This window comes from Polynucleobacter sp. MWH-Berg-3C6, assembly GCF_018881855.1.
GTDB lineage: Bacteria > Pseudomonadota > Gammaproteobacteria > Burkholderiales > Burkholderiaceae > Polynucleobacter.
Genome location: NZ_JACVPN010000001.1, coordinates 186,371 through 198,986 on the forward strand (window position 1 = coordinate 186,371; position 12,616 = coordinate 198,986).

15 protein-coding genes are annotated in these 12,616 nt (G+C 42.7%); 8 read left to right on the plus strand and 7 right to left on the minus strand.

Annotated elements, in window-relative coordinates; genetic code table 11:
• The first annotated feature begins 64 nt into the window (after positions 1-64).
• The 5 genes from ICN13_RS00990 (at position 65) to ICN13_RS10110 (ending at position 5,592) form a co-directional block, all read left to right on the plus strand.
• Complete coding sequence (locus ICN13_RS00990) at positions 65-1,663, plus strand: hypothetical protein (RefSeq protein ID WP_216138284.1); 1,599 nt, start codon at positions 65-67, stop codon at positions 1,661-1,663.
• 160 nt (positions 1,664-1,823) lie between these two features.
• Complete coding sequence (locus ICN13_RS00995) at positions 1,824-2,633, plus strand: glycosyltransferase family 2 protein (RefSeq protein ID WP_255533979.1); 810 nt, start codon at positions 1,824-1,826, stop codon at positions 2,631-2,633.
• Between the two features lie 116 nt (positions 2,634-2,749).
• The gene (locus ICN13_RS01000) at positions 2,750-3,871 is read left to right on the plus strand and encodes a glycosyltransferase (RefSeq protein WP_216138286.1); all 1,122 of its coding nucleotides are present in this window, start codon (positions 2,750-2,752) and stop codon (positions 3,869-3,871) included.
• A 315-nt stretch (positions 3,872-4,186) separates the two neighbouring features.
• Positions 4,187-5,287: a glycosyltransferase gene (locus tag ICN13_RS01005; protein WP_216138287.1), complete on the plus strand. Its 1,101-nt coding sequence runs from the start codon at positions 4,187-4,189 to the stop codon at positions 5,285-5,287.
• Between the two features lie 173 nt (positions 5,288-5,460).
• A complete protein-coding gene (locus tag ICN13_RS10110; RefSeq protein WP_255533980.1) occupies positions 5,461-5,592 on the plus strand; it encodes a hypothetical protein in 132 nt (43 codons plus the stop codon).
• Positions 5,593-5,679: 87 nt separating this feature from the next.
• On the opposite strand, the gene ICN13_RS01010 is transcribed toward ICN13_RS10110, so the two are convergent.
• Positions 5,680-6,699: a calcium:proton antiporter gene (locus ICN13_RS01010; RefSeq protein ID WP_255533981.1), complete on the minus strand. Its 1,020-nt coding sequence runs from the start codon at positions 6,697-6,699 to the stop codon at positions 5,680-5,682.
• A gap of 89 nt (positions 6,700-6,788) precedes the next feature.
• On the opposite strand from ICN13_RS01010, the gene ICN13_RS01015 reads away from it, so the two are divergent.
• Positions 6,789-7,151 carry a sirohydrochlorin chelatase gene (locus tag ICN13_RS01015; protein WP_216138289.1) on the plus strand — a complete coding sequence of 121 codons (363 nt, stop codon included), beginning with the start codon at positions 6,789-6,791 and terminating at the stop codon, positions 7,149-7,151.
• On the opposite strand, the gene cobA is transcribed toward ICN13_RS01015, so the two are convergent.
• From cobA to ICN13_RS01030, 3 genes are read right to left on the minus strand one after another with little or no spacing between them, the layout of a single operon-like run.
• The gene (gene cobA, locus ICN13_RS01020; protein WP_216138291.1) at positions 7,074-7,925 is read right to left on the minus strand and encodes a uroporphyrinogen-III C-methyltransferase; all 852 of its coding nucleotides are present in this window, start codon (positions 7,923-7,925) and stop codon (positions 7,074-7,076) included. The genes ICN13_RS01015 and cobA overlap by 78 nt on opposite strands.
• A 9-nt stretch (positions 7,926-7,934) precedes the next feature.
• A complete protein-coding gene (locus ICN13_RS01025) occupies positions 7,935-8,549 on the minus strand; it encodes a DUF934 domain-containing protein (RefSeq protein WP_216138292.1) in 615 nt (204 codons plus the stop codon).
• Positions 8,546-10,249: a nitrite/sulfite reductase gene (locus ICN13_RS01030; protein WP_216138300.1), complete on the minus strand. Its 1,704-nt coding sequence runs from the start codon at positions 10,247-10,249 to the stop codon at positions 8,546-8,548. Before ICN13_RS01030 ends, ICN13_RS01025 begins: the two co-directional genes overlap by 4 nt.
• Positions 10,250-10,552: 303 nt before the next feature.
• Between ICN13_RS01030 and ICN13_RS10210 the strand changes: the two genes are divergently transcribed.
• Both ICN13_RS10210 and ICN13_RS01040 read left to right on the plus strand, forming a co-directional pair.
• Positions 10,553-10,699: a type II toxin-antitoxin system RelE/ParE family toxin gene (locus tag ICN13_RS10210; RefSeq protein WP_370622954.1), complete on the plus strand. Its 147-nt coding sequence runs from the start codon at positions 10,553-10,555 to the stop codon at positions 10,697-10,699.
• A gap of 11 nt (positions 10,700-10,710) precedes the next feature.
• Entirely contained in the window at positions 10,711-11,013 is a 303-nt protein-coding gene (locus tag ICN13_RS01040) for a HigA family addiction module antitoxin (protein WP_216138302.1), read from the plus strand.
• Between the two features lie 17 nt (positions 11,014-11,030).
• Here the strand turns inward: ICN13_RS01040 and ICN13_RS01045 are convergent, their stop codons facing one another.
• From ICN13_RS01045 to ICN13_RS01055, 3 genes are read right to left on the minus strand one after another with little or no spacing between them, the layout of a single operon-like run.
• A complete protein-coding gene (locus tag ICN13_RS01045) occupies positions 11,031-11,402 on the minus strand; it encodes a hypothetical protein (protein ID WP_216138304.1) in 372 nt (123 codons plus the stop codon).
• 14 nt (positions 11,403-11,416) lie between these two features.
• Positions 11,417-11,641 carry a hypothetical protein gene (locus tag ICN13_RS01050; RefSeq protein ID WP_087909039.1) on the minus strand — a complete coding sequence of 75 codons (225 nt, stop codon included), beginning with the start codon at positions 11,639-11,641 and terminating at the stop codon, positions 11,417-11,419.
• Positions 11,642-11,694: 53 nt separating this feature from the next.
• Positions 11,695-12,606, minus strand: a complete 912-nt coding sequence (locus ICN13_RS01055) for an amidohydrolase (RefSeq protein WP_216138306.1) — start codon at positions 12,604-12,606, stop codon at positions 11,695-11,697.
• Between the last annotated feature and the right edge of the window lie 10 nt (positions 12,607-12,616).

Sequence of the window (12,616 nt, forward strand, 5' to 3'; positions counted from 1 at the left end):
TATTTCTTTGGCCACCATTAACCCTTCTTTTTGTTGCAATTCTCAGTAGAGTGAGGTATTAATCATGGAGTTCAATAAGGTAGGGTTTTACTGGAGCAAGAGAGAGTTCATTTATTCCTTATGTGGAGCATTCGCCCTACTTTTTTGGAATTTGAAAAACTCGTTTGAATTCGGAAGGCTGGCATTTATACCTACATATGACGATGTTAGTTATTTCCTGGATGCGTTGACCCGCTATATTAAATTTATTAATGGCGATATTTTCTTGGTTTTTCTAGATGCGGTTGCCAATCCTCCCCATGCCCCAATTATTGCTCTTCAAGCTATTTTTTCTTATATGGTGTTTGGCGTTAATGATTGGGCTCCCTATGTTACTAATATCTGGATTCTTCTCTTTGCATTATTGGGTGCGGCGACAGTAATACGTGGAATTGCAATGGGTCGCTGGATATTATTTCTTTATATCTTAACTGCCCCGGCCTTAGGTGCTGCTGTAGTTGAATTTCGTCCTGACATTGCTGCGGGAATGCTTACGGCGATATCCGTAACAATGGCTATATACGGAGTAACTGATAAAGCGAGAGGCATTTTAATTCGTCAAGTCACATGGAGCGGGCTAATTTTTGGGTGCGCCTTATGGGCAAAACCCTCAGCATTTATATATACCCTAGGGCTAATGACATTTGGTTTGATTCTTTCCTTTATATTTGTTAGTGTAAATTCACGATATTTTTCAGTTCAAAGCTTTAAACGTGCTGCAGTAATTTTAGCAATTGGAGCTGTGCTGTCAGCACCATATTATCTTTTGGCCGGTCATAGAGTGATTGAATATACCTGGGATGCTATCGTACGCGATAAGTCTATCTGGGCCATCGACATGGATTGGGGTACACACGTAAGATTTTATCTTTTTGGCCAAGGTGGGCGTTTTATGATGGGATTGCATGTGTGGGCAGCCATGCTATCGATTGGAATTGCGATAATGTGTCGATGGGCTAATCCACTGCAGCGGATACGTTTTTTTATCCTAATTTTCGTAATACTTGTTGGGTACATAGTCGTTACAGTTAATTCAGTGAAAACCCACTTTCTTGGGGTTAGTTTTCAGTTGCTACTATTAATTTTTTCGTTACTTGTTTTTAGCGACCTCATGAGGCAATCAAAAATATGGACGATAAGGTTGCTTATGACTTTTTTGGTTTCTATCAGCCTGCTTTCTATACAGCCTGCCGGGTTTTGGGGATTTAAAAATTCAGCGCAAACTCAGTCTATCAACAATGTAGTTGCTACCGTTATAGATAGGCTGGCAATTCTCTCGAATAAAAATAGTCACCCAAAAACCGTCTTCATTACTTTTACAGGATTTTTAAATCGAGATGTTTTGTTGTATGGTCTTCTGAAGCAAGGAATTAGTTCAATGAAGATCGACTCTTGGTTTTTTAGACCACAAGAAGAAGATCCTAACCAGGTATTTGGCCGCGCTATTGATAGAGCCGATATTGTGATTGCTGCATCAGAAGGTGCGTCAGTTTCTTCTTCGGGGATGCCATCAAATAAAATTCTTCCGTTAACCCTATCTTTGGTTAAGCATAATAACAATTTTAAACTTCTAGAAATAATTCCAGCCGGCCAGGGAAATATTTACCTATATGTCCGAAAATAATTTGAGACTTAATGACCATTAAATCGCTATTTAATATATCTATATTATATATAGATCTGGTGGATGCTAGATTATATGATGAAGGTAACGTCTCCAAAAGATTTATCGGCCGACTTATTCAAGTGATGGACTTCTGCGGTTTAAGTGGTGGTACAGATTTTTGTTGCCCGCCCGTGAAGTGGCTAGAGTAATGCTGCCATTTTATTCGCCGCTGGTGACCGTTGTTATTCCATCAATGAATCAAGGGCGCTTCCTTGAGAAAGCGCTTGATTCTATATTTTCTCAAAACATTCCAGTTGAGGTTTTTGTTATTGATGGGGGTTCAACTGATGAAACTCTAAGCATAATTAACAGGTGGGAAGATAGAATTTCAGGATGGAGAAGTTATCCTGATTTAGGCCAGTCATCAGCCATTAATGAGGGGGTTGCATGGGGTAGGGCGCCTTACGTATGCTGGATTAATAGTGATGATTGGATGTTGCCGGGATCATTGGAGGTTCTTATTAGAGCATTGGATGCTAATCCAACTTCCCCAGCAGTTTACGGTCAAGTTTTGAGTTATCACCAAAACTCTGGCAAAGAAAATTATGTATGGGTTGAGAAATTTTCAAAAAATAGATTATCTATTCGATGCATTATTTCTCAGCCTGGAACTTTGATACGTCGCTCTGCATGGGAGGCGGTAAATGGACTTGACGCAAGCTTATTTATGGCAATGGATTATGACTTATGGTGGCGATTATTTATAACAATAGGCCCCTTGAAATATATTGATAAATTAGTAGCGGTAAATCGTGAGCATTCAGAAACTAAAACTAAAAATTTTAGATTAAAGCATTATGTAGAGGCTATGAAAATTGTAAAAAAATACAATGGTTATTTGCCTATCAAATGGTGGTTACTGCAGCCTTATTCGATCTGGTTTAAATCTTTGAAAAATATATGTTACAAGTTTTTTAGAATGGAATGAATCATTTAAGCGCCCCTTTTACTTTAATTCAATGATGTGTTTTTCTGAAATTAATTTAGTTATCAGGTTATGTGTATACAAAAGTTAAATATGATCTTTCTTGGATTTCGTTTTAAATGAAAGTTTTACACTTTTATAAGACTTGCTACCCAGATTCATTTGGCGGGGTCGAGCAGGTTATCCATCAATTAGCGCATGGATCAGCCGTTTTGGGAGTAGAGACAACTATCTTATCTTTAACCCCCAAAAGAGATGATAGGATTATTGAGGTAGGCGGATATAAGGTTGTACGTTGCTATAGCAATTTCAAGCTGGCCTCCACTGATTTTTCTTTGAGCGCTTTTTGGAGCTTCAATGAGTTAGTAAAAAATGCTGATATTGTTCATTATCATTTTCCATGGCCATTTATGGATTTAGTGCATCTACTATTAGGTATAAAAAAGCCATCGATCGTTACATATCACTCTGATATTGTTAAGCAAAAAAATCTAGTAAAACTTTATAGACCATTAAAAAATAAATTTCTTAAAAGTGTCGGTTCAATTGTTGCTACTTCCCCAAATTATTTGGAGACAAGTGATGTTTTGCAGTTTTATAGAGATAAGGTCGAAGTTATTCCAATTGGACTTGATAAGAGTTTATATCCATCTGTGAATGTTGAAAGGTCGAAATTTTGGCAAAATAAATTGGGAGGTAAATTTTTTCTTTTTATAGGGGTGCTTAGATATTATAAGGGCTTACATATCTTACTGGATGCATTAGCCTTGGGAGATCTGCCTACGGTCATTATTGGCGCGGGTCCCATAGAGTTAGAATTAAAACTTAAAGCAGCTTCGTTGGGATTAAAAAATATTATTTTCTTAGGGCGGGTATCTGAAGAAGATAAGATTGCCATACTTGACTTATCTTATGCAATAGTGTTTCCATCGCATTTGCGGTCTGAAGCATTTGGCATCTCTCTTTTAGAGGGAGCAATGTTTGGTAAGCCCATGATATCTAGCGAAATTGGGACTGGTACCTCTTTCATTAATAGCGACCACGAGACAGGTATCGTTATTCCGCCATCCTCCCCTAAAGATTTACATGCGGCAATGGTTTATTTATGGAATAACAAAACAGCTGCAAGTATGATGGGTTTGAATGCTTTTGTTCGATATAAAAAGTTTTTTACTGCGGACAAAATGTGTCAAAGCTATAAATCTCTATATCAACGCTTAATCTATGAAAAGTCGAAATAATTATTAATTTGGATTGACCCCTTTTAAATAGTCCGTCGCCGTATCCGTCTTTGACCTGTGCCCTCTGCTCATGATTGCAGCCAAGCTATCTCCAGACCTCAGAAGATCCTGGATTGCCCAACGCTTATGGTGTGGCTACTGATGTGGTTAATTATCTCTTGGGGAGTTTTGTATCTTTGGTTAAATCTCTTCTTTTTATGGGGTAAAAGTATTTGAAAAAGAGAATGGATTTGGTGGTGGAATAGAGAGCTAAGAGCGCTAATACTCCTCAGAAAGTAAATGAGCAAGCCCCCTGAATTAGTCTAGAATCGAAGTATGTCTGCATTAATTGCCTCATTTCTAACTTCACTTCTGGTCACTTTGTGGGTGGTTCGCTATAGCCATTTACATTCTCATTTGACGGCTGATTCTGATTTATCTGGTGTGCAAAAGTTTCATACTGTTGCTGTTCCTCGTGTGGGCGGTATTGGTATTTTCTTAGGTATATTGCTTGCGTTGTCTATGCGTTATTTTCAGAACTCAGAGGTAGGTACTTTTGGCTTGCTTCTGATCGCCGCATCCTTACCGGCTTTTCTATCGGGCTTAATTGAGGATCTCACTAAGAGAGTGGGCGTGCGTGTACGCCTCTTGGCCACCGTTGCTTCTGCAGGACTAGCCGGCTACTTCTTAAATGCTTGGCTCAGTAGCGTGCAGATCTTGGGTATTGATAATTTGATGCTGGCCTACCCGTTTGTAGCGATTGCCATTACTTGCTTTGCTGTAGGTGGCGTAGCCAATGCATTCAATATCATTGATGGATATAACGGCTTATCTGCAATGGTAGCCGTGATTATTCTGTCTGGTATTGCTTATGTTGCTTTTCAGGTAAGTGACTTCCTTATCATGATTGCAGCGCTAGCCATGATTGGTGCTTTATTGGGCTTTTTAGTATGGAACTACCCACGTGGCTTAATCTTTTTGGGTGATGGCGGGGCTTACTTTGTCGGCTTCTGGATTGCGGAGCTCTCAGTTTTACTCACTTCACGCCATCCTGAAGTATCAAAATGGTTTCCGCTACTGCTGTGCTTGTACCCCATCTTTGAAACACTCTTTACGATCTATCGCCGCGTCATTCTCAAAAGAGTTCATCCAGGCATGCCTGATGCTTCTCACTTGCACCAATTGATTTATATGCGCATTGTGCGCTGGTCTATAGGCGGTGAAGATGGTTTACCAACCACCCAACGTAATGCCATGACTTCACCTTATTTATGGGTATTAGCGGCTTTATCTGTGATTCCGGCAATTCTGTTTTGGCGCTATCACCTTGTCTTAAAGGCTTTTGCTGTTCTATTTGCCATTACCTATGTCTGGATCTATTGGAGCATTGTGCGCTTTAAGGCTCCCGAGTGGATACGTATTCGCAACAGCAATTAGTGTTCGTAGTTAGTCTCTGCAGTAAGTTGTTGTATCAAGTCTTCAGACTAAATACCTTCATCCGCATCTCCTACTTTTTCAGTAGCTTCTTTCACCTCTATCAAGCTTAGCTTTCACAGATAGGGTCAGACAGTATTTACGCTCTTTCTCTAAAACAACAGAAGGAGATCTCAATGCTTTCAATTGAATATACCCATAAACGCGCCAAATTATTTCGACTTGAGCTCAGCTTGCTAATGGTAAGTGTCTTGGCTGTGATTATTTTGTTCTGGCAGGTCTTGAGTATTCTCAAAATCGTCAAGTAAAGCAAATACAGAAAAGTAACTATTTTCTATTTTTATTGCTTTAATTATGTTGTCTTGCTCTACTTGTCTTTGTTTTATATCTAGACCTTAAGGCACTAAGCTCAAGAACAAATACTCAAAGAAGATAATGAGATGTACCACCCCTTGTAATAGCGTAGTTCTGCCAATGGCCAGCGTGAGTGCGCCAATAAAGAAGGTCAGATACATGAGGGTGACATTGAGGCTGCTAATGCCTAGACTGAGCGGTAAATCAAAGAAGATCGCAATGGCTGCAATCGTTGGAATAGATAAACCAATACTTGCTAGTGCTGACCCTAAGGCCAAGTTCAGACTACTTTGTAATCGATTAGCCTTAGCTGCCCGCACAGCTGCAAAGCCTTCTGGAAGAAGTACTAGCATTGCAATGGCAATGCCAACAATGGTCTTAGGCGCACCAGCAGCTTTTACTCCTGCCTCAATGGCTGGGCTCAGTAACTCAGCAAGCCCTACCACCACAATCAAAGAAGCAATCAGCAATAAAGCACTGACTGTAGTCTTGAGATTGCTCGGCTTAGGCGCATGAAAATTAATATCGGTTTTTTTCTCTTCGGTCTTTGGCAGGTAGTAGTCGCGATGACTGACTGTCTGAAAGAATAAAAATGCGCCGTACAGCACAAAAGAAGCAATCCCCGCAAAAGCCAATTGGCTTTTCGTAAAGTCTGGGCCAGGGGTGCTCACGGTCACAATCGGCATGACCAAAATAAAGGTAGCCAAGGCAGTCAGAACTGCCAAAGCAGAGTTGGTGCCCTCATTACGAAAGCTCATTTCATGATGGTGCAAGCCGCCAATAAAAATACATAGACCAATCACGCCATTGAGAACAATCATGACAGTTGCAAACACGGCATCCCTGGCAATAAATTGCGATCCTTCATGGCCTGAGAGCATCATGGAAATGATTAAGGACACTTCAATGATAGTGACGCTAATGGCGAGGATTAAAGCGCCATAGGGCTCACCCGTTTTATGGGCAATGACTTCAGCGTGGTGAACAGCCGATAGAACGCCCCCAATGAGGGTAATGCTCATGATGGCAATAAACCAAGTTTGGCTCAGAAGGTCAGTCATATCAGCTATCAGTGAAAAGTATTGGATTGGTTTAAGCTAGCAGGATCTATTGATGAATAATCTATATAAATGAGAGTGTATAGCCTTCCATGAAAGCCATTATTTTATTTGGGCATGGTGCCCGTGATGCCCGCTGGCGTGAGCCGTTTGATCGCTTGGCTGCTCTTTGGAAAGCGCAACATCCACAGGTATTGGTGCAACTCGCCTTCTTAGAAATGATGGAGCCTAGCTTATCTAGCGCTATTGGTGATTTAGCAAGCCAAGGTGTTCATCAGATTACTGTAGTGCCTGTCTTTTTTGGCCAAGGTGGCCATCTTCGAAATGACTTTCCGATACTGCTAGAAGAGTGTCGTACTCAATACCCACAAATTCAATTAAGCACAACGCTGGCTGTTGGCGAGAATGATGCTGTCTTGCAAGCCATTGTCGATTTCGCTGCTAAGGCTCTCTGAGTTTTCTCTTAAGGCCTCGCCAATCATGATCAGCGCTGGTGAGCTGCTATCAAACCAGTCATCTGCTTTACCTTGAGCTAACCCACCAAGATTACTCGACCAGTGACGCTCTTTAGGGGTACTAACAGCCTCCAGAATATGGACGGGGGTATCTGCAGTGTGATTAACTCCGGATTCAATTAGCTGCTTTGCAATACGCGCAGCATCTTTGCGACCCATGTAATACACCAAGGTATCCGCTGAGGGATTTTGCATCGGTCCAGTAGTAGATGTGACAGCAGACCCAATAGCCTCCAAATCACCATGGGTATTCTCAGTACCCTGAGCTAAAGTCACAAAGGCCACACTGCGACTCACTCCGCGTAAGGTAAGTGATTGTTGGAGGCTTGCTGCGCCAGCTAGAGCAGCAGTAATGCCGGGAACCACTTCAACTGCAATGCCCGCCTCTTTAAGGGCAGTGATTTCTTCATCAGCCCTACCAAAGAGCATCGGGTCACCACCCTTCAGACGGACAACTGTTTGGTATTTTTGTGCAGCATCGACTAAGCGTTTATTAATAAAGTGCTGAGCAGAAGATAATTTGCCACAACGCTTGCCAACTGCCACTTGAACAGCTTGCGGACAAAGATCGAGCATTTCAGGGCCAACTAAAGCATCATAAAAAACAATATCAGCCTGTGCTAATAGTTTTGCACCACGCACAGTAATGAGATCAGCTGCACCAGGACCAGCACCAACTAAATAGACTTTGCCAAGAGGTGAATGGGTATTCATAAGAGGTGCTTAGGCGCTCTGCAAAGTTTGGACAGTGCGCTTATCACGCCAGCTGTTTTGAGTTGTCACGCTAAATAAATCAAACTGCTTTAAGGCAACATCCATATTTTGATCAGGGCGCAATGCAAAGCTATCAAAGCCAACGCGGGCACCTTGTAGGAGTTGATCAATCAGCACATCACCAATCGCGCGGATCTCACCAGTCCATTGAAAGCGATCACGCAAGAGGGCTGCAGTACTAAAGCTTCTACCATCTCTGAAGATAGGGAAGTGCGCTACTACCAAAGGCCATACTTGCTTGCCAGCTTCGATCACCTCTGCATGCTTGAGAATGTCATCATCCGCCGCAAACCAAACACCGATTTGGCTATTTTTTGCTTTAGCTCGGATGTCAGACTCATGGTGATGTGAATCCAGTTGACTCAGCCACCAGGCAAATGGCACCAGTACTTTCTGTTTGCTGTGTTCCAGGTCGGGCAGCGTCAAATCACCACCTTCATCTTTGTTTGCATTCTGATCACCACCCCAAATCAACCACTCATTAGTAGCTAAACTGGGTTTGCCACCTTTAGGAAAATGCAAAATCTGATCATGCGCTGCAATGATATTTGTTATCAAGCTCATGCTACATCTCCTACTGTTTCAGCCTTCTCTTTCTTCTTGGCATTTATGTAGGCAGCCTCTTTAAATGGTGCTACCCCAAGACGACGATAAGCCTCAATGAAGGATTCATCTTCATTGCGCTGCTTTACATAGGTGTTGATGATATTGCTCATGACATCGGGGATTTCATCAGCGTAGAAAGAGGGGCCGATTACTTTGCCGATCGCAGCCTCATTGCCTTGCTCTCCACCAAGAGTGATTTGATACCACTCTTCACCGTCTTTATCGACACCTAAAACACCGATATTGCCCACGTGGTGATGGCCACAAGAGTTAATACATCCTGAAATGTTTAAGCTGATATCACCTAGATCAAATAGGTAGTCCAGATCATCAAAGCGCTCCTGAATCGCCTTGGCAATGGGCAGTGATTTGGCGTTAGCTAAAGAGCAGAAGTCACCACCAGGGCAGGCAATGATGTCAGTGAGTAGGCCAATATTAGGTAATGCTACTTTTTGTCTTTTCGCTTCTTGCCAAAGCTTGTAGAGCTTAGATTGCTCTACATCAGCTAGCACTAGGTTTTGTTCATGGGTTGCCCGCAATTCACCAAAGCTATATTGATCTGCAAGATCTGCAATAGCCAACATCTGCGCAGTAGTGGCATCACCAGGCGCTACTGTGCCATGAGGCTTGAGTGAGAGAATGACGCTGGCATAGCCCGGCACTTGATGGGCTTTGACGTTGCGCTCCAGCCATCTTGCAAATGCCGCTCTTTCTGCTTCATTTGCCGTATTAATGACTTGCTCGTCAGAGAGCTTGGGCAAAGTCTGATAATTGGGCTTAGTAAAGTGTTTGGCAACACGATCCCACTCTGCTTGAGTGAAGTTGTCATCACCTGCTTTGTTGTGGAGCCATTCGCCTTCAATCTGGCGCGCAAACTCTGCTGGTCCCAGGGCCTTGACAAAGATCTTGATGCGGGCCTTATACAGATTGTCTCTGCGGCCAAAGCGGTTATATACCCGTAAGAGGGCAGTGAGGTAACTGGGTAGTAACTGCCATGGCAAGTTAGTTTTAATAAGTGAGCCCAAGATTGGGGTACGACCCATGCCGCCACCAGCGTAGATATCTGCAGTCAACTCACCATTGCTCTTTTTAAGCTCAATACCCACATCGTGGCAAAGCAAAATCGTGCGATCTTCTTTAGCACCATTGATTGCAAACTTAAATTTACGAGGCAAGTGAGCAAACTCCGGATGGAGCGTTGACCATTGACGTAGCAGCTCACAAACGGGGCGTGGATCTACATATTCATCAGCGGCCACCCCTGCAAATGCATCACTTGTAATATTGCGGATGCAATTGCCGGATGTTTGAATAGCATGCATTTCGACTTTGGCTAGTTCAGCCAAAATATCGGGTGTACCTTCTAAGGTAACCCAGTTGAACTGAATGTTTTGTCGGGTAGTGAAGTGCCCATAGCCACGATCATATTTGTCAGCAATGAACGCCAGGGTGCGCAATTGTTTGGAGTTAAATAGACCATATGGAATGGCAATACGTAGCATGTAGGCATGGCGCTGGTAATAAAGACCGTTCTGCAATCTCAGTGGACGAAACTCTTCCTCAGCTAAGCTGCCATTCAGGCGCCTAGCAACCTGGTCTCTAAATTGGGCAACCCGTTGATCTACCAGGGTTTGGTCAATATGGTCATATCTATACATAGGAGACGATTGTCTAGGGCTTTTGATATTGCTACAAATACTTAAAAGTCGTTTCCATATAGCGATTTAGATATATAACGGGGTATTGATTCGCCTGCCTAAACCCCCTTCTTTGGAAAAGTAACAAAAGTTCCGTTTGACAGAATCTGTTATGCAGAATATTATGGGTGATGATCCACTCTTTCTCATGTAAAGCGACTGAAGCCCTATTTCATAGCAAAGCCATCAGTCAGATTTAGAAGTATTGAGAGGCTGGCTCGAAGAAAGTTATTACAAATTCATGCTGCGACTGTTTTATTAGATCTGCGTATCCCGCCCGGAAACATGTTGGAGTCTTTACATCGAAATCGGAAGGGCCAGCACAGTATTCGAATTAATAACCAGTGGCGCATTTGTTTTATTTGGAAAGAAGATGGCGCATACAGTGTAGAGATTGTGGATTATCACTAAGGCATATGACGATGACAAAATTACTCGATGAAATTCACCCAGGAGAAATTCTGCTAGAGGACTTTATGAAGCCTATGGGCATCACTGCGCGTCAATTAGCTGCCGACATAGATGTCTCTCCAAGTCGCATTAGTGAGATTGTTCATGGAACTCGACCAATTACTGCTGATACAGCCTTACGACTAGGATTATTTTTCTCTATGGAGCCCCGCTTTTGGCTCAACCTTCAGTCAGAATACGATATGAGAATAGCAAAGAGAACGCTACAAAAGGAAATAGAGCCTAGGATACGTGTGTTCCAGATGGCTACTTAATCAAAAGCAAGAAAGACTTAAAACCGAAATTCCCGATAGTGCCTATAGAGGTTGGCAATCGATGCAAAGCCCAGAATGACGATCAAGATTGAAAAGACGTAATCAATCGTTAGGTAAGTAAAGATGCCCATTTGAATGAGGATTGCAATGCCGACAAAGGCGGCAATCGACCCCAAAGCTACAAGCTTAAAGTTCGGAATAAAAGCACCCAAAGTAATGGCGATAAAGACAATATATAAGTCTGAGACGAGTTGATCTGCTGTAACGAATACCGTGTTGGTAAATTCAGGGTGGGTAAATTTTCCAATAACGGCTAATGCCAGGATGCCAGCCAAAATAGCAAAGTTCAACTTTGCTTTAATAATCATTTCTTTGAGCTGATTATTCATGATGAATAACTCTTTTAAGAGCCGCTACCATTAAATACTAAGGTCATCCCAAGCCACAGCAGGATAAAGGCAACCAATATGGTGAGGCCAATTTTCTTGAGAAAATATTCTAGGGTATCCATATAGGCTTCATCGTTACGACCAAACCAGCGATCAAAACGTTTCCAAACCAGGCGTCCCACTACTAGCGGCAGGAGCATGGCAACAATGCCAAAAATAATGGTGAGGGTGTTATCCATCAGTTGATTTCTTTCTTACTAAATACTGTTTGTACTGTTTGGTTAGCGCTTGTTTATGAATTCGGTGCTGCAAAGTCATACAGGATACAGGGGTTGTCGACCAGGATCGATTTTCTAAGATTTTCATCGACAACCCAGGATCCCAATAGATCACATAGATCGGCATCATGGGGCATTTGCTTCTTGACCATGACATGGGGCCAATCGGTTCCCCAAACGAGCCTACTGGGGTTTGCCTTGATCACAGCGTCATTCAATGGGCGCATATCTACGTAGGGAAGATCACCATCGCAAATCCGATAAGGCCCCGTCATTTTGACCCAAGCATGGTTGCTTTTGAGAAGCTCTAAAAGCCCTAAGAAACCCTCATCTTTAACACCATGTTTTGCATGGGAGTAACCAAAATGCCCAAAGACTAAATCTACCGGAAAGTTTTCAAACACTTTAGCGAGATCGGGATATTCATTCACATGCATCAGTAACTCTAGATGCCAGCCAAAAGGTTTGATGCGGTTGGCCAAATCTTTTAAATTTTTAATGGGTAGCCCAGCAGATTTATCGGCAACATCAACAATATTGCAGCGAATGCCACGGACGCCAGCACTGTGCAGTTCTTCTAAGTAGGCATCAGTGATTTCTTGAGGATTGCTCGGAATCACTGCAACCCCGCGCAATTGCTCAGGATGGCTATTGAGTGCAGCAAGCATCGCGCGATTGTCTGTGCCGTACACACTGGGTTGTACTAGCACTGCGCGATCTACCCCCAGCATCTTGAGTAAGTTTTGGTAACTTTCTAGTGTGGCATCAGGCGGTGTATAGATGCGCTCTTGCGCATACGGATATTGGCCAGCTGGCCCACAAACGTGGGCATGACAGTCCACCGCCCCGGATGGAAATACGATTTTGGGAGATCGTATTTCGTAATCAGGGGCTTGGCACAGTGGTGCAAAAATAGCTTGATTCAAAATGAGCTCT